The sequence below is a fragment of the uncultured Ferrimonas sp. genome (genome assembly GCF_947489035.1).
Lineage (GTDB): Bacteria > Pseudomonadota > Gammaproteobacteria > Enterobacterales > Shewanellaceae > Ferrimonas.
On sequence record NZ_CANLCI010000008.1, the window covers coordinates 109,844 to 134,539 of the forward strand.

21 protein-coding genes and 1 pseudogene are annotated in these 24,696 nt (G+C 55.4%); 12 read left to right on the forward strand and 10 right to left on the reverse strand.

Annotated elements, in window-relative coordinates:
* The first annotated feature begins 39 nt into the window (after positions 1-39).
* The 4 genes from erpA (at position 40) to chrA (ending at position 6,370) form a co-directional block, all read left to right on the forward strand.
* Positions 40-390: an iron-sulfur cluster insertion protein ErpA gene (gene erpA, locus Q0796_RS07250; RefSeq protein ID WP_298441530.1), complete on the forward strand. Its 351-nt coding sequence runs from the start codon at positions 40-42 to the stop codon at positions 388-390.
* Positions 391-602: 212 nt separating this feature from the next.
* Positions 603-1,670, forward strand: a complete 1,068-nt coding sequence (locus Q0796_RS07255; RefSeq protein WP_298441532.1) for an efflux RND transporter periplasmic adaptor subunit — start codon at positions 603-605, stop codon at positions 1,668-1,670.
* Positions 1,670-4,771, forward strand: a complete 3,102-nt coding sequence (locus Q0796_RS07260) for an efflux RND transporter permease subunit (protein WP_298441533.1) — start codon at positions 1,670-1,672, stop codon at positions 4,769-4,771. Before Q0796_RS07255 ends, Q0796_RS07260 begins: the two co-directional genes overlap by 1 nt.
* Before the next feature lie 450 nt (positions 4,772-5,221).
* The gene (chrA, locus tag Q0796_RS07265; RefSeq protein ID WP_298441534.1) at positions 5,222-6,370 is read left to right on the forward strand and encodes a chromate efflux transporter; all 1,149 of its coding nucleotides are present in this window, start codon (positions 5,222-5,224) and stop codon (positions 6,368-6,370) included.
* A 147-nt stretch (positions 6,371-6,517) separates the two neighbouring features.
* On the opposite strand, the gene Q0796_RS07270 is transcribed toward chrA, so the two are convergent.
* The 3 genes from Q0796_RS07270 to Q0796_RS07280 all read right to left on the reverse strand — a co-directional run bounded on the left by Q0796_RS07270 (position 6,518) and on the right by Q0796_RS07280 (position 7,847).
* On the reverse strand, positions 6,518-6,964 hold the full coding sequence (locus Q0796_RS07270) for a GNAT family N-acetyltransferase (RefSeq protein WP_298441536.1): 447 nt from the start codon (positions 6,962-6,964) through the stop codon (positions 6,518-6,520).
* A gap of 80 nt (positions 6,965-7,044) precedes the next feature.
* The gene (locus Q0796_RS07275; protein WP_298441538.1) at positions 7,045-7,362 is read right to left on the reverse strand and encodes a hypothetical protein; all 318 of its coding nucleotides are present in this window, start codon (positions 7,360-7,362) and stop codon (positions 7,045-7,047) included.
* 104 nt (positions 7,363-7,466) lie between these two features.
* Complete coding sequence (locus Q0796_RS07280) at positions 7,467-7,847, reverse strand: hypothetical protein (protein WP_298441540.1); 381 nt, start codon at positions 7,845-7,847, stop codon at positions 7,467-7,469.
* 1,008 nt (positions 7,848-8,855) lie between these two features.
* Here Q0796_RS07280 and Q0796_RS07285 point away from each other — a divergent pair.
* Entirely contained in the window at positions 8,856-10,229 is a 1,374-nt protein-coding gene (locus Q0796_RS07285) for a metallophosphoesterase (RefSeq protein ID WP_298441541.1), read from the forward strand.
* 1,050 nt (positions 10,230-11,279) lie between these two features.
* Here Q0796_RS07285 and selD read toward each other — a convergent pair.
* The 3 genes and pseudogenes from selD to Q0796_RS07300 form a co-directional block, all read right to left on the reverse strand.
* Positions 11,280-12,290 (reverse strand): annotated as a pseudogene (gene selD / locus Q0796_RS07290) (selenide, water dikinase SelD); the annotation flags it as partial.
* Positions 12,291-12,385: 95 nt separating this feature from the next.
* The gene (locus tag Q0796_RS07295) at positions 12,386-12,730 is read right to left on the reverse strand and encodes a hypothetical protein (protein ID WP_298441545.1); all 345 of its coding nucleotides are present in this window, start codon (positions 12,728-12,730) and stop codon (positions 12,386-12,388) included.
* Positions 12,727-14,034, reverse strand: coding sequence for an ADP-ribosylglycohydrolase family protein (locus Q0796_RS07300; RefSeq protein ID WP_298441546.1), 1,308 nt, complete (start codon positions 14,032-14,034; stop codon positions 12,727-12,729). The genes Q0796_RS07295 and Q0796_RS07300 overlap by 4 nt, the downstream gene beginning before the upstream one ends.
* Before the next feature lie 112 nt (positions 14,035-14,146).
* On the opposite strand from Q0796_RS07300, the gene Q0796_RS07305 reads away from it, so the two are divergent.
* Complete coding sequence (locus tag Q0796_RS07305; RefSeq protein ID WP_298441548.1) at positions 14,147-15,031, forward strand: WYL domain-containing protein; 885 nt, start codon at positions 14,147-14,149, stop codon at positions 15,029-15,031.
* A gap of 86 nt (positions 15,032-15,117) precedes the next feature.
* Here the strand turns inward: Q0796_RS07305 and hypE are convergent, their stop codons facing one another.
* Genes hypE through Q0796_RS07320 form a run of 3 tightly spaced genes read right to left on the reverse strand, consistent with a single transcriptional unit; the run spans position 15,118 to position 17,475 of the window.
* Positions 15,118-16,122, reverse strand: coding sequence for a hydrogenase expression/formation protein HypE (gene hypE / locus Q0796_RS07310; RefSeq protein WP_298441550.1), 1,005 nt, complete (start codon positions 16,120-16,122; stop codon positions 15,118-15,120).
* Complete coding sequence (hypD, locus tag Q0796_RS07315; protein WP_298441552.1) at positions 16,119-17,252, reverse strand: hydrogenase formation protein HypD; 1,134 nt, start codon at positions 17,250-17,252, stop codon at positions 16,119-16,121. Before hypD ends, hypE begins: the two co-directional genes overlap by 4 nt.
* A complete protein-coding gene (locus tag Q0796_RS07320) occupies positions 17,245-17,475 on the reverse strand; it encodes a HypC/HybG/HupF family hydrogenase formation chaperone (protein ID WP_298441553.1) in 231 nt (76 codons plus the stop codon). Before Q0796_RS07320 ends, hypD begins: the two co-directional genes overlap by 8 nt.
* 406 nt (positions 17,476-17,881) lie before the next feature.
* Between Q0796_RS07320 and Q0796_RS07325 the strand changes: the two genes are divergently transcribed.
* Complete coding sequence (locus Q0796_RS07325; protein ID WP_298441555.1) at positions 17,882-20,062, forward strand: M3 family metallopeptidase; 2,181 nt, start codon at positions 17,882-17,884, stop codon at positions 20,060-20,062.
* 94 nt (positions 20,063-20,156) lie between these two features.
* On the forward strand, positions 20,157-20,552 hold the full coding sequence (locus Q0796_RS07330) for a hypothetical protein (protein ID WP_298441557.1): 396 nt from the start codon (positions 20,157-20,159) through the stop codon (positions 20,550-20,552).
* Positions 20,553-20,558: 6 nt separating this feature from the next.
* Here the strand turns inward: Q0796_RS07330 and Q0796_RS07335 are convergent, their stop codons facing one another.
* Positions 20,559-20,771 carry a hypothetical protein gene (locus tag Q0796_RS07335; protein WP_298441558.1) on the reverse strand — a complete coding sequence of 71 codons (213 nt, stop codon included), beginning with the start codon at positions 20,769-20,771 and terminating at the stop codon, positions 20,559-20,561.
* Positions 20,772-20,859: 88 nt separating this feature from the next.
* Here Q0796_RS07335 and Q0796_RS07340 point away from each other — a divergent pair, with 88 nt between their 5' ends.
* From Q0796_RS07340 to Q0796_RS07355, 4 genes are all read left to right on the forward strand, one after another.
* Complete coding sequence (locus Q0796_RS07340) at positions 20,860-21,219, forward strand: hypothetical protein (RefSeq protein ID WP_298441560.1); 360 nt, start codon at positions 20,860-20,862, stop codon at positions 21,217-21,219.
* A gap of 574 nt (positions 21,220-21,793) precedes the next feature.
* Positions 21,794-22,174 carry a Rid family detoxifying hydrolase gene (locus Q0796_RS07345; protein ID WP_298441562.1) on the forward strand — a complete coding sequence of 127 codons (381 nt, stop codon included), beginning with the start codon at positions 21,794-21,796 and terminating at the stop codon, positions 22,172-22,174.
* A 427-nt stretch (positions 22,175-22,601) separates the two neighbouring features.
* On the forward strand, positions 22,602-23,879 hold the full coding sequence (locus Q0796_RS07350; protein WP_298441564.1) for an L-serine ammonia-lyase, iron-sulfur-dependent, subunit alpha: 1,278 nt from the start codon (positions 22,602-22,604) through the stop codon (positions 23,877-23,879).
* Positions 23,880-23,895: 16 nt separating this feature from the next.
* Positions 23,896-24,555: a PAS domain-containing protein gene (locus Q0796_RS07355; RefSeq protein ID WP_298441582.1), complete on the forward strand. Its 660-nt coding sequence runs from the start codon at positions 23,896-23,898 to the stop codon at positions 24,553-24,555.
* Positions 24,556-24,696: the final 141 nt, after the last annotated feature.

Consider the following 24,696-nt stretch of genomic DNA (forward strand, 5'->3'; position numbering starts at 1 on the left):
GTATTAGATAATCCCAGAGTCTGAAATTGAGAGGTATCCATGACTGCAGTCGCTGAACAAGCTCTGCCGATCGAATTCTCCGATGCCGCCGCGGCAAAGGTGAAAACCCTGTTGGCAGAAGAAGAAAACCCAGAATTGAAATTGCGCGTGTACGTGACTGGCGGCGGTTGTTCCGGTTTCCAGTACGGCTTTACCTTCGATGAGAAGGCGAACGACGGCGACATGACTGTGGTAAAAGAGGGCGTCACCCTGTTGGTTGACCCAATGAGCCTGCAATACCTAATGGGCGGCATTGTTGATTACACCGAAGGGCTCGAAGGCAGCCGTTTCTTTGTCAACAACCCCAATGCCACCACCACCTGCGGCTGTGGCGCTTCGTTCTCGGTGTAACCGAAACGGCGCTCAGCTCGTAATAAAAACCGCCATCATGGCGGTTTTTTTGTGGCCATAATTTGGCCGCCGCGCAGTGCTTGAACCGGGCTCAGTTTGAGTTTTTGCTCACCATTAATACTGGTTGTCACAAATTTAGGTTGGATGGTGACCAAGATCACCATATTCTCGGTGTCTTAATTAAGTACAAAGACAGCCCAAGGAGTGGTGGTATGTCCCGAAACCCATTGATGGTGGCGTTGCTCATGAGCATCGCGCTGGTGTTGTGGTTGGCCTCTGGCGTGGTTTGGCCAAGCGAAGAGCCAAACAGCGACGAACCCGCCCCCCGCGCCGATGCCATTGAAGCGGTCGCCGTAACCGCCAAGCGCATGCAGGCGCAGCCCGTGCAGCGAGAAGTGATCCTGTATGGCCGCACCCAACCGGATCGGATGGCCACCTTGCGGGCGGAAGTGCGCGGTCGCATTACCGCCGTGCTGCTGGAACGCGGCGCGCAGGTTGAGGCAGGGCAAGCATTAATGACACTGCATCAGCGCGATCTGCCGCAACAGCTGGCGCGGGCACAAAGCCTGCTGACCCAACAAACCTTGGATTACAACGGCGCGAAAAAATTGGCCAAACAAGGGCTGCAAGGCGAACTGCAACTGGCGCAGGCCAAAGCCGCGTTAGTCAGTGCCGAAGCCGAAGTCACCCGATTGAAGCTGGATTTAGAACACACCACCATTCGCGCCCCGTTCACCGGAGTGCTGAATGAGCGCTTCGTGGAAGTGGGCGACTACTTAGGGGTGGGCGATAAAGTGGCGATGGTGGCGGATCTGGATCCGCTGGTGGTGAACGCCGAAGTGACCGAAGTCGACGTGGTCTCTTTGCAAGTGGGGCAAACCGCCAACGCCACCTTTATTGGCGATGGCGATCGCAGCGGCAAGCTGCGTTACATCTCGTCGTTATCCAGCGAAGGCACCAACACCTTCCGCATCGAAGTGGCGCTGGCCAACCCCGATGGCAAGCTGCGCGCCGGTAAAAGTGCCGAACTGCAACTGCCACTGGAGCAGCGCAACGCCATCTACATCACTCCCGCCCTGCTGGCGCTAGACGAACAAGGCAACCTTGGGGTGAAAGCGGTAGAAGGCAATCTTGTGAAGTTTTACCCCATCGAAGTGGTCAAAGCCGACGGCGATGGGATCTGGACCGGCGGCATGCCTGACGACGTGACCGTTATCACCGTTGGCCAAGCGTTTGTGCGCGATGGCGATCCGATCAACGTCTCGTTGGAGCAGCCATAATGACCGGCATCATCCAAGCGCTGCTGAGCCGCAGCCGCAGTGTGTTGATGGTGTTTATGCTGCTGCTGATCAGCGGCACCGTTACCTACCTCAACATCCCCAAAGAATCAGAGCCGGACATCACCATTCCGGTGATCTACGTCTCCATCAGCCACGATGGGATCTCGCCGGAAGACGCCGAACGGATGCTGGTGCGGCCGATGGAGCAAGAGCTGCGCAGCATCGAAGGCATTGATGAACTGCGCTCGACGGCATCCGAAGGCCACGCCAGCGTGGTGATGGAGTTTGACGCCGGTTTTGACGCCAGCGAAGCACTGGCCAAGGTGCGCGACAAAGTTACCTTAGCCCGCGCCAAACTGCCCGCTGACACCGAAGAACCCACGGTTAACGAAGTGACCATGGCGGATGAGAATCCGGTGATCACCGTTACCTTGTCGGGGCCACTATCCGAACGCGCCTTGGTGCAGCTGGCACGGCGTTTTCAGGACTCGTTTGAAGCGTTGCCGCAGGTGCTAGAAGTAGAGATCGGCGGCGATCGCGACGAACTGCTGGAGATCATCGTCGATCCGCTGCTGCTGGAAAGCTACCAGCTGTCGGTAGGCGACATCGTTACCTTGGTGTCGCGCTCTAACCGCCTGGTGCCAGCAGGCACCATGGACACCGGCGAAGGCCGTTTTGCGGTTAAGCTGCCGTCGGTGTTTGAAAACATCACCGACGTATTGTCGCTGCCGGTCAAGGTGCAGGGGGATCAAGTGATCACCATTGGCGATCTCGCCACCGTGCGCCGCGGCTTTAAAGATCCCAACTCCTTTGCCCGCCTAAACCAACAACCGGCGTTGTCGCTGGAAGTGAAAAAGCGCCCGGGCAAAAACATCATCGAAACGGTGCAGCAGGTGCGCGCCATTGTTGAGCAGAGCAAACCGCAGTGGCCCAACGGCCTGCAAGTCACCTTCACCGGCGATCGCAGTGAAGAGATCGAAGAGATGCTGCTGGATCTGCAAAACAACGTGTTGTCGGCGATCATTCTGGTCACCATTGTGGTGGTGGCCGCCTTGGGGCTGCGCAGCGCGGGTTTAGTGGGCGTGGCCATTCCCGGCTCATTCCTAACCGGCATCATGCTGCTGGGGGTAATGGGGCTAACTGTTAACATGGTGGTGCTGTTTGCGCTGATCATGGCGGTGGGCATGTTGGTGGATGGCGCCATCGTGGTGACCGAATTTGCCGATCGACGCATGACCGAAGGCGCCGACAAGCGGATTGCCTACCGCGAAGCCGCCCAGCGGATGGCGTGGCCGATTATTGCGTCTACCGCCACCACCTTAGCCGCCTTTGCGCCGCTGCTGTTCTGGCCGGGGATCATGGGCGAGTTTATGAAGTACATGCCGCTGACCCTGATCGCCACCTTAAGTGCCTCACTGTTGATGGCGCTGATCTTTGTGCCCACCTTGGGGGCATTGTTTGGTAAGCCGTTGCCGCTGAGCGCCAAAACCCGCGCCGCCATGAAGCAAGCGGAACATGGCGATCTAAGCCAACTGCCGGGGCTGACCGGCCACTACGTGCGCCAACTGCAACGGGCCATCGCCCACCCATGGAAAGTGCTGCTGGGGATGCTGGTGACGGTGGTGCTGATCATCGCCACCTACGTCTTCAACAACGCAGGCACCGAATTCTTCCCTGAAGTCGAACCGGAAGGGCTGAACCTGTACGTGCGCGGCTACGGCGATCTGTCGATCCATGAAAAGGATCAATTGATGAAACAGGTCGAACAGCGCATCGGCGACATGGAAGAGTTAGAGACCCTTTACAGTCGCAGCGGCGGCAGCGATCGCATCGGCTACGCTCGGTTAAATTTGATCGATTGGCAGCAACGAGTAGACGCCGACACCGTGGTAACCAAGGTGCGCGATCGGTTGGACGATCTAAAAGGGATCGAGCTGGAAGTACGCCGCGATCAAAACGGCCCATCCGGTGGCAAACCGTTCCAGTTGCAGTTGGCTTCTAAGCTGCCGGCGGCACTGAACGACGCCATCGCCACGATCCGCACCGAGCTGGAAAGCGATCCGCGCTTTATCAACATCACCGACAACGGCAGCAAACCCGGGATCGAATGGCAGCTGCTGGTGGATCGCACCAAAGCCGCCCGCTTCGGTGCGGATGCCACCTTGGTGGGCAGCACCGTGCAGCTGGTGACTTCGGGCTTAAAGTTGGGGGAATATCGCCCAGATGACGCCGACGACGAACTGGACATTCGCGCCCGTTTCCCCGCAGAAAAACGCCACATCCTGCGGCTGGATCAACTGCGGATCAACACCAGTTACGGGCAGGTGCCGGTGGGCAACTTTATGGATCGCGTGGCCGCGCCCAAGGTGGACAGCATTCGCCGCGTTGATGGCCGCCGAGTGATGAAGATCGAAGCGGATCTGGCGCCGGGGGTGCAGCTGGATCAAGTGCTGCCAGCGCTGCAAGCCAAGCTGCCGGATCTGCAACTGGATCCTTCGGTGCAACTGAGTTTCCGTGGCGAACAAGAGGATCAGCAAGAATCGCAAACCTTCTTGATCAACGCCTTTTTGATCGCCTTGTGCGTAATGGCGATCATTCTGGTGACCCAGTTCAACTCGATCTTCCAAGCGTTTTTGATCCTGACGGCGGTGGTGTTGTCGATCGCAGGGGTGCTGCTGGGGTTGATGATCACCAATCAGCCCTTTGGCATTGTCATGTGTGGCCTTGGGGTGATCTCGCTGGCGGGGATTGTGGTCAACAACAACATTGTGCTGATCGACACCTACAACGTGTTGGTGGCGCAGGGGCTCAGCCCTGCTGAAGCGATCGTGCGTACTGGCGCCCAGCGTTTGCGGCCGGTAATGCTAACCACCATCACCACCATCTTGGGGTTAATGCCGATGGTGCTGCAAACCAACATCGATCTGTTCAGCCGCACCATCACCTTTGGTGCACCATCAACCCAGTGGTGGTCGCAGTTGGCCACCACCGTGGCTGGCGGCTTGGCGTTTGCCACCTTCCTTACCTTGCTGCTGACCCCAAGTTTGTTGGCATTGCGAGCGGGTAAGAAGCTGCACCAGCGGCCACCGCTGCAGTCGTAGTTGCCCGCGAGTTGGCGTTAGCTGTCTGTAGCTGTCTGTAGCTGTTCGCGCAGTGAGTAGCAGCAAGTAGCATAAGTAAAGGAGCCTTATCGGCTCCTTTTTTTTGGCGTTGTTGATAACGGTTAGCGCGATGTTGTCTGGCCAGCAGATGCACAAAGGTTGTTGTGGGGCCGCCCAGCAGCGGCCAAGGGGCAAGGGGCAAGACCCTTGGCAATCCCAAACGCCCCCGCGATGTAGCCACGGTAAAAACAACGCCCCTTTTTTTGCCAAAGTGGAGCAGGGCTTAAAGCGATTGATGGCCGACTTGAGCTAATTGTCGACGAGTTTAACGGGCTTGGAATCAGCTTGGTTGTGGTAATCTTCGTCGTCATTACAGTGTCTTAAACTCGGAATAAGCTGCGGCGCAATCGGATCTTTGCGCCGCGTCGCACAGTCATACAAGGAAGAACGATGGCCGCAGTAGTACAGGTATTTTGGCGATTTTTGCTGTTGGGTTTGGTCAGTGTTGGCGGCCCAGCGGCGCACCTTGGTTATTTCCAACGGCGTTTTGTGCAAGAGCTGCGCTGGTTACAGCAAAGCCAGTACAGCCAACTGGTGGCGTTAAGCCAACTGCTGCCGGGGCCCGGCTCCAGCCAAGTGGGTTTTGCCATCGGCTATCAACGGGCGGGGCTGGCGGGGGGCATTGCCGCGTTCTTTGGTTTTACCCTGCCGTCGTTTTTGCTGCTGTTGGCGCTGGCCTTGGGCTATGGCCACTGGCAAGCGTGGCCGCTGGCGCAGTCGCTGATCAGCGGCCTCAAATTGGTGGCGTTGGTGGTGGTGGCCGATGCCGTCTGGCAGATGAGCAAGCAGTTTTGCCGAGAGCGCGCCAGCTGGCTGATCGCCGCCCTTAGCGCTGCCGCACTGCTGATCAGCAATCACATCGGCACGCAGATGCTGGTCTTGGCCGTGGCCGCGCTTTGGGGCTGGTGGAGCGGCCGCAGCCAAAGCGATGAACTGGCCACCGCGCCGTTTAACTTCAACTGGCCAGCGCTGTTCTGCCTTGGCGCCGCCACGCTGTTTATGCTGTGGCCAAGCCAAACCGCGCTGGGTTATCTGGCGGCGGATTTCTACCAAGCGGGGGCGCTGGTGTTTGGTGGTGGCCATGTGGTGCTGCCGCTGCTGCAGCAATTTGCCAGCGACAGCCTAACCCAAACTGAATTCCTCAGCGGTTACGCCGCCGCCCAAGCGGTGCCGGGGCCGATGTTTACTGTGGCCACCTACCTAGGTGCCATGAGCCTGCCGCAGGATCCCGCCATGGCGGCACTGGTGGCCACCATCGCCATCTTCTTGCCGGGGCTGCTGCTGATGTGGCTCTGCCTTGGCAGCTGGCAAGCCATCGCCCAGCGACCACAAGTTGCCGCCGTGGTTGCCAGCATCAACGCCGCCGTGGTCGGGCTGCTGTTCAGCGCCCTCTACCAGCCGGTATTCACCAGCGCCGTTAACCAACCGCGGGATCTGGCCATCGCTGTGGTCGCGCTGGTGCTGCTACGCCAATTCAAAGCGCCACTGCTGGCGGTGATCGGCTTTGTGGTTGCGGTGTTTATGCTGCTGAATTGGTAGGGCTAGGGATAGGGATAGGGAAATCGGTAGCTTGGTCGAGCTGAGGGATGCTGCCGCATTAACTGCTGGGGCATGCCCTCAATTCACTTGAATCATGGCAGCGTAAAGCCATCACCTAAACCCAAATCATCAAGCCAAGAGCCAACCTTAACGAGCGAAGGACAGCGCCATTGAAACGCAGTCAATGCCCGCGCCAAAGCCATTGGCAACTGACTTCGTTGCCACAAACCCGCGCTTGTTATAAAAGCCTTCGGTGTGTTGGGAGGTTTCAATCTTAACAACCTGAACCGAGCTGTTCGCTTTTAAACACGACAAGCGGTAATCGGTTAATAGCGTCCCGATCCCTTGGCCATGAAAGTCTCGATGAACCAAACCCCAAGCTAAGGAACCCGTTTCGGCATGGATGCCGATACCACCACAGGCGACTAACTGGTCGTTTTTAAGACAGACAAAGTACTCAGGCTCAGCGGTAAGTGAATCCAGATACTCAATAAACTCTTCGCGCTCTGATGGCGCAAAATATTGGCCAACATTACTGTCAAAAGCGGCAAGGCACTGGGCTCGATGTGCAGTGCTGTACGGTAAAATTTGCATGTTTTGCCTTGTGTGCTGATGCCTAATTAACAGGCAACTGTTATTTGTCCTGCTTGAACGACTTCTTATAAGCCAATAACTTATTTAATTCGGTTTTTACCTATGCTTTCACACTGTTCGGTCACACAAGCCTGAAGCATCTGGGTTTTAATTTTAATAAAATCATCAATAAGCTTTGAAGTTAAATCTGAGTCATTATCTTTAATGCTTATTTCTATTTCTCGAAGTTTCTCAAGGTCGTAAGCGGCATTAGACGCTAGTGTATCCTCGATGATTACCGTAGCAGCAAAATCTGCATGCCTGTTAACTTCAGTAGCTAGAAAGTAATAACCGTATGTTCCAGCTACAAAGGTAACTACTACAATTAATATACACTTAAAATATTTCATAAACATCATGGCTTATAACGCCTGCTTAAGCGGACAAAAATTGTTAGCTAGACTTGTTTAGGAACGAAACAAAGCCAACAGTTTTTGTTCCGTTTAAAGTGCTTGTTAAATGGCTACAGCATCATATTCAAATGGAGCATCGGTAAAAATCCGCGTACTTTTTTCGCTACATCTTCACTCATAGATTCTTTAATTTTTTCAATTTCATTTGAATGCCAACAAATAATATAAATTCCGACTACTTCAGTTAGATCAAGATTACCTTTTTTTCTCCACTCTCTTTCGTGAGTCCAATCAACTTCGCCATATTCATAACGAACATGCCTCCATTTTTGATCTTGCGGTATCCAATCCCCTTCATTATCAGGCAAGTAAATTACAGGCCGAGCACCTAACTCAAAAGCACCTTTTTTATTAATTGCAACACCATAAAATCTATATCTTGCATCCTCTTTCTCTTCCGGTTTAGAAGCGAAATGCTTTAGCGATGACAATGGCGTTTCTGTAAAGCAAACTGCTGGATGAGGCCCTTTAATAAAACCTATTTTGGTGCTTCCGATTAATTTCCATCACTTAATATTTTGCACAGAGTGTCGAGAGCTGAGGTATCCCCACTCTCTTTAGTCAAATGAACCAATGAATTAACAATGTCACCGCGATGTTCGTGCATACTACTCCTGCCATTTAACAGTTTATTACGATGCCACTGTCTCTAGTATTACAACTACGATTGGCACCTTTATTACAGCGTTACTGATTGGTAATAATTGTAATTTTCAACATAATCAGTAGATTACCTTGAATTGTCGCTTTTCCCAAGCACCAATTTAGTGAAAAAGAAGATAGAGTTAGTATTACTGAAGAACAGCATATGAGCTGTATACGTATCGAGCGAATGGCGTTAATGACATCGACGCTGCAAGCACTGTTAAGTTAAAACGACTGTTGTGCTACCAGTAAACTAATTCACTTGTTGTGACCCCCGCAGTTTTTATTGATGCTATCGTCAATTCGCTGGCTAATTTTCGGCTGATAACGCAGTGGCTGTCGCATCTATTCCTTCAATCCAGCCGCTGGCCCCTCCGGTTTCTTGCCTTACCGCATTACCAAATCGACATAAAATCATCGCCGTAAAATGATTGCCTAACAGTGAGAGCAACGCCGCACTTGCTTTGCTGCCGCATTCACAGCGTTGAGCGGTGTGTTGCATAATGAGGTTGAGCAACAGGATGTTGCGAATGCATCGCTAAGCCATGGGGGGCGCATCGACGCCGTGCCGAATGGCGCAGTGCAAGGAGCGAAACTTAAGCTGTGCTGAGGCGATGGGATCCCGAAGGGAGAATCCCCCCTCTTTGCTACGAGTTAGTGTGCCGTCGCCACGCGACATAATCCCCTTAAAAGCAATGCAGCATTTACGCGCCGCAGGCGACGATATCGTTGGTAACGCACCGTCAGCCCAGCAGCGCTCAAATTAGCGCAGACACCCCTAATAGAGGAACCCCATGACCCCTTCGCCCCTTGCGGCAGCTGCCGCCGACACCAACACTAAGGCCAAGGTCAATTCCAATCCCAAGCCCATTATCAACGCCAGCAAGCTGCTGATCATCGGCGACATTCATGGCCACAGCCACAAGTTAACGGCGTTGTTAGAACAAGCGGATTTCGATCCCAGCGATAGCGACAGCGCCGCCCGTGACAGCCAGCTGCTGTTTGTGGGGGATCTGATCGACAACGGTTTGGATGGCGAGCAATGCGATCAGCTGGCGTTGCTGCAACAGGTAAAGGCACTGGTTGATGGCGGCTTTGGCCACTGCATCTTGGGCAACCACGAACTGAACGCCATTGGTTGGCTTACGCGGCGGCGGGATGGGCGTTATGGCCGCGATCGCAATAAGCCCAGCAACCTCAACCAACATCAGCAGTTTTTGAGCCAAGTTGGGCAAGACAGCGGCGAGCACAACGCGTGGATTGAGTGGTTTAAAACCCTGCCGCTGTTTATTGAAACCGAGTCGCTGCGGGCGATCCACGCCTGTTGGCACCAGCCGAGCATCGATAAGCTTAAGCCCTATCTGCACGCCGATAACAGCTTAAAGGCGGAGTTCTGGCCGGATGCCTTTGATCCACAGCATCCGCTGTTTCAGCTGCTGGAAACCTTGTTAAAAGGGCCAGAGGTGAAGCTGCCCAATGGCCTGAGCTTTCACGACAAAAACGGCACCGAGCGTCATCACCTGCGGGTGGCGTGGTGGCAAACACCCGCGCAGTGCCACAGCTTTGCCGACATCGCCGTGCCCGGTACGGCGCTGCCAGACAGTTTGCTAAGCCAACCGATCGATGGCTTCGATTTTGGCTTTAACTTGGCGCAGCTCAAGCCGGTGTTTATCGGCCACTACTATCTGCCCGTTACCCCTTACCCGCAGCCGTTAAGCCTGCAGGTGGCCTGTATTGATTTCAGCGCCAGTAAGGCCGATGCGCCGTTGCTGGGGTATTGGTTCAGCGCCGATCAGCCCCAACTCGATGGCGCTGATTTTTGCGGTCAGGCAGCAAGCGGCATCGACATTGATGCTGGGGTGGCGCAGCTGCTTGAATCACAGCTGGCGAGCTTGCCGCCTTATCAGCCTAACCGCGACTTGGCCGAGGCGGTCACCGCCGTGCTGTTGCAGCAGTGGGATCCCATCGGTGTGAGTGATTTTGGCGGGGCTTGCGACGACGAATACCACGCTTACGTTGAAGATCTGTGCCGCTTGATCCAAGCGCAAGATGGCAACGGCATCGGCAGTTATCTGCTGTTGGTTGAGCGCCACCTGATGGGGGTAGAGCGGGATGAAGCCGCCGAGTGCTGCGCTGAAGTGGCGTACGCGCTGTTGGGATTGGCTTAGGGCTTGTAGCTCGGCACGGGCTGCCATATGGGTTGGCACAAGAGCTGTCACGTTACGCCAAACAGCGGCTAACGTGACCTACGCAGCGGCTTGACGTTGGTAGGTTTGATTAGCCGCAGGCGTAATCGAACGAGGCTGCAGTGATGGTGATGCGAACGGGCGGCGTTGTTCCGTGAGTTATTACATGGGCTATCGCATGGGTTCCACATGGGCTGTCACGTTACGCCAAACAGCGGCTAACGTGACCTACGGTGCGGCATGATGTTGGTAGGTTTGATTAGCCGCAGGCGTAATCAAACGAGGTTGCGGTGATGGTGATGCGAACGGGCGGCGACGTGGTTTTATATGGGTTACCGCATGAGTTGCCACATGGGTGTCACGTTACGCCAAAGAGAGGCTAACGTGACCTACGTTTCGGCATGATGTTGGTAGGTTTGATTAGCCGCAGGCGTAATCGAACGAGGTTGCGGTGATGGTGATGGGAACGGGCGGCGACGTGGTTTTATATGGGTTACCGCATGAGTGGCCACATGGGTGTCACGTTACGCCAAACAGCGGCTAACGTGACCTACGTTTTGGCATGATGTTGGTAGGTTTGATTAGCCGCAGGCGTAATCGAACGAGGCTGCGGTGATGGCGATGGGAACGGGCGGCGACGTGGTTCCATATGGGTTGCCGCATGAGTTGCCATATGGGTGTCACGTTACGCCAAACAGCGGCTAACGTGACCTACGTTGCGGCATGATGTTCGTAGGTTTGATTAGCCGCAGGCGTAATCGAACGAGGTTGCGGTGATGGTGATGCGAACGGGCGGCGACGTGGTTTTATATGGGTCACCGCATGAGTTGCCACATGGGTGTCACGTTACGCCAAACGGCGGCTAACGTGACCTACGCAGCGGCTTGACGTTGGTAGGTTTGATTAGCCGTAGGCGTAATCGAACAAGGTTGCTCTGCCCAGATCTAAGCCTAAAAAAACGACCGCAGCTCAGGCTGCGGTCGTTTTTTGTTGTGGCTACCGAGCGGCTGCGAATTACACGCTGATGCGGGCGTCGCCGCTGCGCTGGGTTAGGGTGCCGATGGCGTGAATGGCGATGCCTGCGGCGGCGAGGGTGGCTTCCACCTCGGCTTTGGCGTCGGCAGATACCGCCACCAGCAAGCCGCCGGAGGTTTGCGGATCGCACAGGATGGCGCGCTGATCGGCACTGAGGCTTGGCAGCTTGTGGCCGTAGCTGTCGAAGTTGCGGCCAGAGCCGCCGGGTACGCAGCCTTGGGCGAGGTAGTTGGCCACCTGCGGCAGCAGCGGCAGCGCATCAACGTTGATGTTGGCGGCCAGTCCGGCGCCGTCACACACCTCAATCAAGTGGCCTGCAAGGCCAAAGCCGGTGACGTCGGTGATGGCGTTAACGCCGTCGATTTTCGCCAGTTCGGTGCCGACGGTGTTGAGCTGACACATCGCCTCAACCGCGATCTGGCCATGGGTCTCTTCCAGTTTTTTCTGCTTCTGGGCGGTGGTCAAAATGCCAATGCCCAGCGGCTTGGTCAGATACAGAGTGTCACCGGCTTTGGCTTGATCGTTGCGCTTTAGCTGGTTTAGGGCCACGTGGCCGGTAACCGCCAAGCCAAAGATCGGCTCGGGGCTGTCGATGGAGTGACCACCCGCCAAGATGATCCCCGCATCACGACAGGCGGCGCGACCGCCTTCAATTACCTGCTGACCGACCTCTGGCGGCAACTTGGCCACCGGCCAACCAAAGATGGCGATGGCCATCATTGGCTTACCGCCCATGGCGTACACGTCGCTGATGGCGTTGGTGGCGGCGATGCGGCCAAAGGTGAAGGGATCGTCAACGATCGGCATAAAGAAATCAGTGGTGCTGATGATGCCGGTGTGATCGTCCAAGGCGTACACGGCGGCGTCGTCGCGGCTGGCGTTGCCGACAATCAGCCGTTCGTCGTCCAGCTCGGGCAGGCTGGATTGCAGCATGGTGTCCAGCACCTTAGGGGAGATCTTGCAGCCACAGCCCGCGCCGTGGCTGTATTCGGTCAGTTTGATGGTCATGAGGGATCCACGAATTTACGTAATTGGCGTCAGTATACCGATGTTTTGTGGCTTGGGTTTGGCGCAATCGGTTTCTGCGGCACGGCTCGCAGTGGTTATTGCGGCTCGCCCAGATCGTAGCCGCGCAGCTTGGCGATGCAGTAACGCTGGCTGGCGTTGTCGGCGGCCAAGCCGTTTTCCAGCAGCGGCGGCACCCCTAATTGTGCGCGGCGCTTGGCCACTGTGGCGATGTACTGCGCCGACATTGGGTTGTGGCCACGGCGACGGCGCTTGGCGTCGGCGGGGCTGTCGAGCATAAAGTCGTACTCTTCAGGGAACAGGGCGTTGTGCAGTTGCCGCACACGTTGGTCGAAGCGCTGTTGCTCAAGCTGCTGTTCGCTGCTGGCTTGGTTTTGAGCTTGCTCTTGGTTTTGGTTTTGAGTTGGTTGGGCGTTGCTCATAAGCGCGTCTCCTTGGTTAGCGTGAATAGGCGCTGATGAATGGCGGCGAGGGTGCCGCTGTTGATCGCTTCAGTCAGGTTGCCATCCACAAAGCGATCGCTGCGAACGATTTGGGTCAGCAGTTGGCAGCAGTCGCGCCGATCCAACTGGGCTATCCAGCGGAGCCAGTGGGGGCGGTCGTGGTTGCTGGGGATCTGCTGTTGCCACGCCATCCAATCAAAGCCCGGTAAGATCAGCCCATGCTGATACACCGATTCGTACCAATGATTGAGCGCACTGCCGTTGTCGTCACTGGCTTTATGCCGCGGATCTGCTGCGGCGGTTAAAGGCTCGGCGGCGCGGCAGCACAGTAAGATCGATTCGTTGCTGGGCAGCGGCGTCAGTTGCCATAACGCTTGGGCGCGCTGCTCAATCTGTTGCCGCCACGCCAGTTTGTCTAACCAGTGTTGCGGTAAGCCATCAAGGCCGTAAAACGCGCCGGCCAGTTGGCCGAAGATGGCGGCGGTGGTGTCGGCGTCGTCGCCTAAGTTGGCGGCCAGCAGCGCCCCTTGTTCAAAGTTGTCGCTGTGCCAAAACGCCCACAACGCCGCTTCTAACGAGGCCAGCACGTAGCCACTGCCAACAATTTCGGCCTCGGTTTTGTCGATAAAACTGCCCGCCAGCAGCGGTTTCAGCTTGGGCGCTACCGGCAGCGGTTGCAGCTGTTCGCGCCACTGGCTTAGCCATTGATTTTTGTCACCGCTGGGCAGCGTTAGCGCCACGGCGATGGCGCTGGCCATCACTTGGCAGGCGCTTACGGTAAGGGCTTCGCTGTGGGTGGTGCGCGAAGAATCCGCCGCCATCTGCCACAGCAGCTGGTGATCAAACGGGTGGCAGTAGGCCAGCACCACTGGCGCTAAGCGCATCAGGCTGCCGTTACCGGCACTGAAGGGATCGCGGCTGCCACAAAAGCCGTCGCCGCTGCGTTCAAAGCGATGCAGGGCGGCGCGCACGGTGTTGCCAATATCAAAGCAGTGGCCGGTAACCGAGTTTTCGCCGTGGCGATACCAGCGCAGGTAGCGGGCGTTTTGATCGATGGGATCGTTGTAGCCGGTGGCTAATAGGCTGTCGGCCAAGCACAGCGCCATCGAGGTGTCGTCGGTCCATTGCCCCGCGCGCAGGTTAAATGGGCCGCCGCCCATCATGTCGAGGATCGGGGTGAAGCTGCCTTTGGCTTTAAATTCCAAGGTGGTACCAAGGGCATCGCCAAGGGCAAGGCCAAGCAAACAACCGCGGGCTTTCGGGTGGAATGAATCTGAGTGCATGGAGGATCCTCAACAGCAAAATGAACTGCGCTATTATCTGTAGCTATGATATACATGTCATCACTGATTACATATACATGTAACCTTTTCGAGCAGATAGGACGGCGGCCTTATGAGCGCAACATCAAGCAGCATTGAGCACGTTACCATTGATAAGCGGTTGCGCTTTCGACTGATTGAGCTGATCGCTCTGTGGGAGGGGCGGCTAACCACCAACCACCTGTGTCAGGCGTTTGGCATTGGTCGGCAGCAGGCCAGTAAAGACATCAATCTGTACCTGAATGAGTTTGCCGAGGGGCAGCTGATCTACGACAAAAGCTTGAAAGGGTACGCCCCCACGGCGCAGATGCAGCCGAAGTTTTGTCAGGGCTTGGCCAATGAATACCTGCAACTGTTGGACAAGCACGACGAATTAGGCGGCATGCTGGCGATGACCAATCTAAGTGATCGCAGCACCGCCATTGTTGATCCGCCGTCCCGTTACGTGGAGCCGCACATTATTCGCATGTTGGTGCGCGCCGCGCGGGAGGGGTTAACCCTAGAGGGGCACTACGATTCGTTGTCGTCGCCCCAGCCCGAGGACGATCCCACCCGTTTATTGGCGCCGCACACCTTGGTGTTTAATGGCTTTCGTTGGCATGTGCGGGCGTGGTGCGAGAAGAACCAAGATTTTCGCGATTTTGTGGTCACCCGTTTTCGCGATCAGTTAACGCTGGAAGACAAACCCGCCGCCAAAACCAAAGCCGATGACGCCGATTGGCATCAGCAACTCGAAGTCACCATTGGCCCCAATCCGCGGCTCAGCCCACGGCAGCAGCAGGTGATCGCCAAAGACAACGGCATGGATCTCGACAGCCTGCGCCGCAGCGAAGTGGTTTCCAAGGCGTTGTTGAATTATTGGTTTGTGCGCTGGCAGGTGGCCGAGCCGTACAACCAATCCCAAGACGCTCAGTTCCAGCAAGTGGTGCTGATTGCGTTTAAGCCGTTGGCCACGTAGCTCGGCATCATAACCAACGCCCGCCTGCGGGGCGCAGGCGGGCGTTGCTGAACACGCGGGGGGTCACTCGGATGGGATCAGGCCAGTTAACAGATCCGCGGCAGCAGTTCGCCTTTCGGCAGTTCCATGTAGCGTTTTGAACCCCAAGGGCTGTTTTGCACCACTTTGCCGCTGTAGTCGGCGCTGACGTGGCCGATGAGGGTGGCGCGGGGTTGGAATTGCTGCAAGATGGCGACGGCTTCGTCGGCTTGCTCTGGGCTTACGGCCAACACAAAGGTGCCTTCGTTGGCGAGTTCGGCCGGTTCAAAGCCAAACAGTTCACACAATCCCTGCACTGCGGGGTCAATTGGCAGGCTTTGCTCGTCAACAACGATCCCCAATTGCCGTGATGCGGCCCATTCGTTTAATACGGCCGCTAAGCCGCCACGGGTGGCATCACGCATCGCTTTGGCGTCGATCCCTGCATCCAATAAGGCTTTTACTGCTGGCCACAGGGTGTCGCAATCCGACGCCAGTTCGCTGTCCAGCTCTAAGCCTTCGCGGCTGGCCAAAATGCAGGCGCCGTGACGGCCAATGTCGCGGGAAACAATAATGGCGTCGCCCGTTTGCAGCTGTCGCCACGAAGGCGCGGCCACGCATTCGCCCACCCCAGAGGTGTTAATAAACAGGCCATCCGCTGCGCCTTTGGGCACCACTTTGGTGTCGCCGCAGACGATCTTCGCGCCGGATTTTTCCAGCTCGGCCGCCATCGATTTAACCTGCAGCTCCAGCTCAGCGAAGGTTAACCCCTCTTCGATGATGAAGGCGCAAGAGAGGTACTGCGGCTTAGCGCCGGCCATGGCCAGATCGTTGACGGTGCCCGCCACCGCAATTTTGCCCAAGTTGCCGCCGTTGAACTGCCGTGGTGCCACGGTAAAACTGTCGGTGGTGAACGCCACTGGGCCGTTAAATTGCAGCCGCGCGGCGTCTTCGTCGGCCAGCAAAATGTCGTTGCTAAAGTGCTTGAAGAACAGCTTGCGGATCAGCGCGCTCATCTCGACGCCGCCGCCGCCGTGGCTCAGTTCAATGCAGCGTTGTTTGGGGTTGTTCATAGGATCACTCCGGCGTATTTGTAGTGGGCGTGGCAGGCGCCTTCCGAGCTGACCATGCAGCTGCCCATTGGCGTTTGTGGGGTGCAGCCGCGGCCAAACACCTTGCAGTCTTGCGGGTTCTTTAACCCTTTGAGGATCGCGCCACACATGCAGGCTTTGTGATCGTCTACCGCTTCGGTTGGCAACACATCGGCAAAGCGCAGCTCGGCGTTGCGGTGGGCGTATTGCGGTTTCAGTTGCAGTGCCGAGGCGGGAATGTCGCCCAAACCACGCCAGCGGAACTGTTCAACCAGGTCGAAGCAGTCGTTTACGAGCTGTTGCGCCTTGAGGTTGCCGTCGTAGCTCACCGAGCGTTGGTATTGGATCTCCAACTTGGCTTCGCCGTTAATGGCTTGCTGCACCAACATCAACACCCCTTCTAAGATGTCGACCGGCTCGAAGCCGGTCACCACCAGCGGGGTGCGGTAGTTGTCTACGGCCGCTTGGTAGATCTTAGCGCCGGTGATCACCGACACATGGGATGGGCCAATGAAGGCGTTAACCGTGGCTTGGCCGTCGGCCATCACCGCATCAATGGCGGGCGGCACTAACACGTGGTTGACGTGCAGCAGCAAGTTATCCAACCCCAGCGCTTCCGCTTGTTGCAGCAGCACGGCGCTCATTGGCGTGGTGGTTTCAAAGCCAATGGCAAAGAACACCACGGTTTTATCGGGGTTATCTTGGGCGATGGTTAAACAGTCGAGCGGATCGTACAGCGCCCGCACATCGGCGCCTTGGCCGCGTAATTTGGCCAAGCTGCTGTTCGAGCCAGGCACGCGGATCATGTCGCCTAGGGTGGCCAAAATCACGTTAGGTTGCTGTGCCAGCACAATGGCTTGGTCGATGCGCTCTTTCGGCATTACACACACTGGGCAACCGGGGCCATGCACAAAACCGATGTTGTCTGGCAGCAACTGATGCAGGCCAAACTTCATGATCGAGTGGGTATGACCACCGCACACTTCCATGATCCGTAAGGGCTGTGGCAATTGCGGCGCAATCGCGGCGATCTGCCCCAGCAGGTTCTTGATGGTGGCGGGATCGCGGTAGCCTTCAAACAGCTGCGACAGGGTCAGTTTCGGCTCAGTCATGCTTAGGCTCCATCTGCTGCAGTAACGCCAAATTCTGTTGGGCGGTTTGGTGATCAATTTTGTTCATGGCAAAGCCAACATGCAGCAAGACGTAATCACCAATGGCCAAGGGTTCGGCAATTAAGTGAGTGCTGACAGTGCGTTGCACGCCAAGAGTATCTACGGTAGCGCTGTGTTGCTCCGGCTGGATGGCAATCACTTCAGAGGGGATCGATAAGCACATCTGTGGTGGTTCCTTTCTGGGGTATGGCCAGCATTTATTGAGTTGCTGGCGTCGCTTAACGCAGTGGCGGCCAAGGCGTAACTGCTTTCTTTGTGGTAACAAAAAGCCAATAGTGCAGCAATCGAGCAACCTGCAAATTGCCAACTGACGCGACATTTTTGCGCCTTAAACGGGGATTTTTATGGGCTATGCCCATCTGTTAACAACGGCCAGAAAAAAGTCGCTGGTGGGGGTGTTTTTGCGCCCAAGGGGTGGCAGGGGTAAAGTGATCGCCGTGTTAGTGAAACACACACTTTGTTACCAAGCTGTTGCAATTGCAGCCGGTGAATTGAGTACCCTAGGCCGCTGAACTTTCGTTCGTGTTTTCAACACCCTTTCAGTGAATTTAAAACTTAGGAGCAACAGGATGTTTGCAAAGCCTCTGATTGCCGCCAGCGTTGCGCTGGCGTTGAGTGCCTGTTCCGGCCTGGACGGCCACGTAGTAGAAAAGCGCACCATGACCGAATCCCTTATTGCCGTTGATGTTGCTGCAGTGGCGGCATTACCTGAGTCCAACCCACTGAAATATAAAAGCCAACTGGATTACCGGTTGCCACCATTCGATAAGATCAGCGATGCCGACACCGAAGCGGCGATCTTAGCGGGCATTACCGAACAACTGGCGCAGGTGGATGCCATCGCCAACAATCCCGCTCCGGCGACCTTCGACAACACCTTAGTGGCGCTGGAACGCAGCGGCCGCCTATACCATCGCGGCTTAGACGTGCTGTTTAACTTGGGCAGCAGCGATGGCAACCCAGAGCGGTTGGCGTTGATGGCGAAAATCAGCCCGATGTACAGCGAGCAAGAAGACAACATCTTCTTAAACCCTAAGCTGTACCAGCGTTTTCAAACGGTTAAAGCCCAGCGTGACAGCTTAAACCTGAACGCCGAGCAGCAACGCCTGATCGACGTGTATCAGCAGCAGTTTGACCAAGCCGGTGCCAGCCTAACCGCTGAGCAAAAGCAGCAGGTGCGTAAGATCAACAAGCGCCTGTCTGAGCTCACCACCCAGTTTGGCCAAAACGTACTGAAAGCCAGCCAAGGCTCGGCCATTTTAGTGACCGATGTCGCCCAGCTTAAGGGCTTGTCTGAGTCCGCCATTGGCGCCGCCAAAGTGGCCGCAGAGCAAGCGGGCAAACAGGGTTACCTGCTGAGCCTAGTGAACACCACTCGCCAATCCTATTTAACCAGCTTGAGCGATCGCAGCCTGCGTGAGCGGATCTGGCAGGCGTCGGCTTTCCGCGCCAGCAGCGGCGAATTTGATAACACCCCAGTGATCGCCGAGTTGATCAAACTGCGGGCAGACAAAGCGGCGCTGTTTGGCGACAGCAACTGGGCAGAGTACAAGCTGAAGAGCCAGATGGCGCAAAGCCCAGATGCGGTGTTTGATTTGCTTGGCTCTATGGTGCCCAAAGTGGTGGCCAACACCGCCGCCGAAGCCGATGAGATCAAAGCACTGATGGCCAAGCAGGGGATCCAGCACGAGCTGAAGCCGTGGGATTGGTTCTACTACGCCGAGCAAGTGCGCCAAGCCAAGTACCAATTGGATCCGGCAGAAGTGGCGCAGTACTTCCAGTTTGATCGAGTGCTGGAAGATGGCGTGTTCTACGCCATGAACCGCCAGTACGGCATCACCTTTAAGGCCCGCCCGGATCTGCCGACCTACCACGACGACGTTAAAGCCTACGAGATCTTTGATGCCGATGGCACGCCGTTAGGGTTGTTCTTGGCGGATTACTTTGGCCGTGAAGGCAAACGTGGCGGCGCGTGGATGAACGTGTTTGTGGGGCAATCGCACCTGCTGCAAACCAAGCCGGTGATCGTCAACGTAATGAGCATTCCTAAAGCCGCCGCAGGCGAGCCGCAGCTGGTGTCGTTTGATAACGCCACCACCATGTTCCATGAAATGGGCCACGCGGTGCACGGTTTGTTCAGCGACGTAACCTACCCACGTTTGGCGGGCACTAACGTGTCGCGCGACTTCGTTGAGTTCCCATCCACCTTCCAAGAAGATTGGGCGGTGCACCCAGAGGTGATCGCCAACTACGCCAAGCATTATGAAACCGGCGCGCCGATCCCAGCGCAGCTGCTGAAGAAAACCTTAGCGGCGGGCAAGTTCAACATGGGTTTTGACACCCTTGAGTACCTGTCTTCTGCGTTGCTGGATATGGAATGGCACAGCCTTGATGCCAACGCCAAGATCGAGAACATCGAAGCGTTTGAGCAGCAGGCGTTGGCGAAGCACGGGATCAGCAATGGGGCGGTGCCGCCACGTTACAAATCCACCTACTTCAGCCACATCTTTGCCGGTGGTTACAGCTCGGGTTACTACGCCTACCTGTGGAGTGAGATCTTAGCGGCCGATGCCTTTGCCCACATCCGCGATAACGGTGGCCTGAGCCGTGAGCAAGGCGACAAGTTCCGCAAAGGGATTTTGTCGATGGGCAACAGCCAAGATCTGATGGAAACCTACAAAGGCTTCCGTGGTGGCGAGCCAAACACCGATGCGTTGTTGGTGCGTCGCGGCATCAGCCTCGCCAAGTAATAAAGGGGTTATCTCCTACATCAAAACCAGCGCTTCGGCGCTGGTTTTTTTATGCTTGCTTGTTAACAATGCTTTATTTCTACAGGGATGGACCATGAAAATTAATTGCCCGAGTTGTGAAGAGCAAACGGTGATAGAAGTGACAGTTTCTTGTGAGAAATGCAATAAGCCGCTCAATAAGTTTACTTTTGAAAAAGCACGTAAGGTTTCGGTTGCTTGGCTGTGTGCAGCTACGGCCGCAGGCACCTTTTATGTCGATGCTAAATACATTGAGTCAGAGCGATATCCATTAGCGACAGAGTATGCATTGGTGGATCAATGTATTTTTGGTAATAGCGTAAATATTTCACGGTCTGATTTAGATAAAAAGAAAAAAGTGTGTAGCTGTGCGATAGCCGAAACCATTAGTGATATTGACTTCGATGAGTATAAAAAAGAGCCCAGAGCCTTTGCTCGGCTGCTGGACTCTAATGTTCGTCGTTGTACCTAGTTTAGATTAACGACGTGGTGGGTTGTTGCCACGGCCACCACCTGAAGGGTTGCCGCTTTTGCTTGGGCCATTGGGTGGGGTTTTACTACCGGCGTTGCGCTGAGCCGCAGACTGAGCACGGGAGGTGAAACTGCCCGTTGGAGTCTGGCCTTTAGTTTTAGGGGCTTGGGTACGTTGAATACGATCAGCAGCAGCTGGGGTCATCTTGCTTTTTGACATAACGATTTACCTTTTCTGTTATTTCGATAAGTGCCCTTGCTAGGGCGAGATAGATAATGGCAAGCAGCAGGGGACAAAAAGGGACAAAATGGAAAAGGCAGAGCAAATCACACGACTCAGAGAAGTGATAAAAACCACAGGGATGACCCAAAGGAAATGTTCTGACTATATATTCGAAGAGTTGGAATTGTTTGGGCTTAATGATGGGGATTCAAAAAGTTTTTTCGATATCTTTAAAAAAGAAATTCAGCGGCCGAGCAATAAAACTGAACGTGTTGCTAAGTGGATAACTATATTAATGGAGTCTCCCAGCTTTATAGAAAACAACGGTATGGTTTATCGAGTGGGTGTCCAGCATGCAGAACTTAGTCAAGAATTATCACGAGAGATTAATCGAATCTCTAAAAATATCGATAGGGAGCTCGAATCTGCGGATTATGAATCATAAAAAACCAGCGCTTCGGCGCTGGTTTTTTTATGCCTACAGTTCACCCGCTTAGCGTGGCAGTCATGCAGACAGCGTGTGGCGGCGTGTTGATTCTTGGCTAACGTCGGTGCTGCTGATGGTGTCCTTTTTGAGTCAGCAGCGCCGGTCCAGCAGAGCCGGATCGGCGCTGGGCTGGCGTACTCGCGCTTGGTGTTGTTGGTAATGATCCGCGATGGCGCCATCGGCGCATTCGGCGGCGGTGTTAACCAACAAGCAGCCGCGCAATGTCGTTGTTGATGATGCTCACAGGGAAAAACTGGGCGCTGTGGATGACGCCAGTGTTGTTGGGGGGCAAACTGCTGCCGCGCCTACAACCGCGCCTGTTACGGCCATCTGGCTAATGCATTGGATTAGATTAACTAATCCAATTTCTTGAGTAATTTAGTTCAATGTTAATGATTATGGGCGATTGCTGCTGACGGTGGCGAATTTTAGTGATGTAAGGCTTAAGTTTTACTAAAGCAAGTTGATCCCAGTTTACGATGCTGACTATGCTCGAAGTCGACCCAATTCTGTTATCCACTTAGAGGTATCTATGAAAACCGTAATCAATGCTGAAAAAGGCGCGAAAGCAATCGGCCCTTACTCCCACGCCAACACGTTCGAGTCTTTGGTGTTCACCTCTGGTCAGATCCCAGTGATCCCAGAAACCGGTGTGGTTGTGGAAGGCGGTATCAGCGCGCAAAGCATGCAAGCTCTGCTGAACCTGAAAGTGGTACTGGAAGCGGCTGGCGCCAACGTTGATACCGTACTGAAAACCACTTGTTTCTTGGCTGAAATCGCTGACTTCCCAGCGTTTAACGCGGCTTACGCTGAAGTGTTCAACAAAGACTTCCCTGCCCGCAGCTGCTTCGCGGTTAAAGATCTGCCAATGGGCGTTCTGGTTGAAGTAGAAGCGATCGCTCACAAAGCCTAAGTCGTCTGCTGCGCGCGCCGAATGACGTCGGCGCAATGAGCGCAAGGATGAACCCAAAAGCCAGCACTTCGGTGCTGGCTTTTTGTTAACGTATTTTTGGTTTTCTACAATTTATTTGAGAAAACTAAAGGCTCGAGCCAGTTGCCTGTTGTTGCGGCTGATGTTCTTTAATGGGCTATTTCGTCAAAGAATCGCATTGTGTTGGCCGGTCGTGAACGCGACCGAGATCGACTCTTTGCCTATTTTATTCAAAATTTGTTGATGGTTTTGCGGCGGCAGGCGTATCCTTTCTTTATTCCGTTAGCGCGTTAATCTTCGGCCACTGAGCACGCCCCCATCGGCCTGCCCAGCCGCAGCAGATCTTGCCAGCCATTGCGCTGTTGCGGCCGCTTGCCCCCGCGCTACATCGCTTAATCCGAGACCTGTTATGACCCGCCAGCCGCTGCACCCGTTTATCGAAATCTTGAACCAAGTGGTGAAACCCGCCTTGGGCTGTACCGAGCCTATCTCTGCCGCCTACGCCGCCGCCGTTGCGGCGCAAGCGTTGCCGCAGCCACTGCAATCGTTGCAGGTGTGGGTTTCCGATAACCTCTATAAAAATGCCATGGGCGTGTTTGTGCCGGGCACCGGTCGCATCGGTTTGCACATTGCGGCCGCTGCGGGGGCGGTGGGGGGCGATCCCGAGGCCGAGCTGGAGGTCTTGGCGAAGGTGAATGCCGAGCATGTCGCGCAGGCGCAAGCGTTGATCGACGCCGGTAAGGTCACGGTACAGCGCATGGAGGTGGAAGAGTTTATCTACTGCAAAGTGGTTGCCGTCGCCGCTGGGGTGACATCCACGGTGGTGATCAGCGGTGGTCACACCAACATCGTTTACCAAGCCTTGGGTGAGCAGGTGCTGCAACAGGTGGAAGGCAGTGCCCAAGCCGCCACGGCCTCGGTGTGCGCTGGGGTTGATATCAGCATCGAAAAAATTCATCAGTTTGCGTTGTCTGCCGACTTTGCCGACATCGAATTTATTCTGGAAGCGGCCAAGCTGAATGGCGAACTGTCGCAAGAGGGGCTGCTGCACAGCTATGGCTTGGAAGTTGGGCGCACCCTGCAAGAGGGCATTGAGCAAGGGCTGCTGGGCGACGATCTGTCCACCAAGGTGCAGATGTACACCTCGGCCGCCTCGGATGCACGCATGGGCGGCGCCACTTTGCCAGCGATGAGCAACTACGGCAGCGGCAACCAAGGCATTGCGGCCACCATTCCAGTGATGGTGGTGGCCAAGCATTTTGATAGCAGCGACGAGCAACTTGCCCGCGGCTTGATCATGAGCCACCTTGGCGCGATCTACATTAAATCCCACTACCCACCGCTGTCGGCATTTTGCGGCAACACCGTCACCAGCGCCGCGGCCGCAATGGCGATGGTGTACCTCAGTGGCGGCAGCTTTGAACAGGGCTGTTTGGCGATCCAAAACGTGCTGAGCGACAGCTCTGGCATGGTGTGCGACGGCGCTAAATCCTCTTGTGCGATGAAGGTGTGCACCTCGTCCACCGCCGCCACCCGTGCCTTTCTAATGGCCAAGCGCAATAAAGGCGTTTGCAACCAAGGGATTGTGGCTACCAAGGTGGAAAACACCATCCGTAACGTTGGCAATGTGGTGAAAAGCGGCATGCAATCAACGGATTCGGTGATCATCGACATCATGTCCCGCTAACGGTAAGGCAACGACTGTGGAACTGAAGAAACTGACGGCAAGCGATTACGAGATCCTGGATGCGATGGCGAATGTGGTGGATGGGATCGCCACCATGTTTGGCCAGCACACCGAGGTGGCGCTGCACAGCTTGGATGCGGGCAATACTGGGATCTACAAGATCGCCAATGGCGAGGTGACCGAACGCCAAGCGGGAGCGCCCATCACCAATTTGGCGCTGCTGAAGCTGCAAGAGGGCAAGGACGTGTCGGCCCCTTACTTCACCAAAACCGCCGGTGGCCGTGAGCTGAAATCCACCACCACCATCGTGCGGAATCGCAGTGGGCAGCCGATCGGCATGTTGTGCATCAACGTGGATCTGGATGCGCCAATTCAGTCGTTTTTGAAAGCGATGATCCCGCCGGAGTGTGCCATCCCCCATTGCAGTGGTTCACCGGAAACCTTTGCGAAAAATCAGGATGAAACCATCAGCAGTACGGTGGATTCGGTGCAGGAGCAGGTGTTGAATGATCACGGCATTGCCCCATCGAAACGCAACCGCGAAGTGGTGACCCGATTGCACCGATTAGGGCTGTTTAACTACAAGGGCAGCATCTTACAAATTGCCACCCAGTTGGGGATCTCCAAAGACACCATCTACCTCTACCTGCGCGGGTTAGAGAAAAGCGGATTGTGATGAACGAACCCAAAAGCCAGCATCAAGATGCTGGCTTTTTTTAGGCTGTGTATTAGTTAACTGCTGGCGTTGCTGCGCGGTAGCTATTGTCGCCTGCGGCGAGCTTCGATGGCACTGCTTTCATGTGGTTATGTCGCAGTG

Bases quoted from the DNA above. Each gene is read 5' to 3' on its own strand.
- erpA (WP_298441530.1), top strand. From the start codon at position 40: ATGACTGCAGTCGCTGAACAAGCTCTGCCGATCGAATTCTCCGATGCC.
- Q0796_RS07255 (WP_298441532.1), top strand. From the start codon at position 603: ATGTCCCGAAACCCATTGATGGTGGCGTTGCTCATGAGCATCGCGCTG.
- Q0796_RS07260 (WP_298441533.1), top strand. From the start codon at position 1,670: ATGACCGGCATCATCCAAGCGCTGCTGAGCCGCAGCCGCAGTGTGTTG.
- chrA (WP_298441534.1), top strand. From the start codon at position 5,222: ATGGCCGCAGTAGTACAGGTATTTTGGCGATTTTTGCTGTTGGGTTTG.
- Q0796_RS07270 (WP_298441536.1), bottom strand. From the start codon at position 6,964: ATGCAAATTTTACCGTACAGCACTGCACATCGAGCCCAGTGCCTTGCC.
- Q0796_RS07275 (WP_298441538.1), bottom strand. From the start codon at position 7,362: ATGATGTTTATGAAATATTTTAAGTGTATATTAATTGTAGTAGTTACC.
- Q0796_RS07285 (WP_298441541.1), top strand. From the start codon at position 8,856: ATGACCCCTTCGCCCCTTGCGGCAGCTGCCGCCGACACCAACACTAAG.
- Q0796_RS07295 (WP_298441545.1), bottom strand. From the start codon at position 12,730: ATGAGCAACGCCCAACCAACTCAAAACCAAAACCAAGAGCAAGCTCAA.
- Q0796_RS07300 (WP_298441546.1), bottom strand. From the start codon at position 14,034: ATGCACTCAGATTCATTCCACCCGAAAGCCCGCGGTTGTTTGCTTGGC.
- Q0796_RS07305 (WP_298441548.1), top strand. From the start codon at position 14,147: ATGAGCGCAACATCAAGCAGCATTGAGCACGTTACCATTGATAAGCGG.
- hypE (WP_298441550.1), bottom strand. From the start codon at position 16,122: ATGAACAACCCCAAACAACGCTGCATTGAACTGAGCCACGGCGGCGGC.
- hypD (WP_298441552.1), bottom strand. From the start codon at position 17,252: ATGACTGAGCCGAAACTGACCCTGTCGCAGCTGTTTGAAGGCTACCGC.
- Q0796_RS07320 (WP_298441553.1), bottom strand. From the start codon at position 17,475: ATGTGCTTATCGATCCCCTCTGAAGTGATTGCCATCCAGCCGGAGCAA.
- Q0796_RS07325 (WP_298441555.1), top strand. From the start codon at position 17,882: ATGTTTGCAAAGCCTCTGATTGCCGCCAGCGTTGCGCTGGCGTTGAGT.
- Q0796_RS07330 (WP_298441557.1), top strand. From the start codon at position 20,157: ATGAAAATTAATTGCCCGAGTTGTGAAGAGCAAACGGTGATAGAAGTG.
- Q0796_RS07335 (WP_298441558.1), bottom strand. From the start codon at position 20,771: ATGTCAAAAAGCAAGATGACCCCAGCTGCTGCTGATCGTATTCAACGT.
- Q0796_RS07340 (WP_298441560.1), top strand. From the start codon at position 20,860: ATGGAAAAGGCAGAGCAAATCACACGACTCAGAGAAGTGATAAAAACC.
- Q0796_RS07345 (WP_298441562.1), top strand. From the start codon at position 21,794: ATGAAAACCGTAATCAATGCTGAAAAAGGCGCGAAAGCAATCGGCCCT.
- Q0796_RS07350 (WP_298441564.1), top strand. From the start codon at position 22,602: ATGACCCGCCAGCCGCTGCACCCGTTTATCGAAATCTTGAACCAAGTG.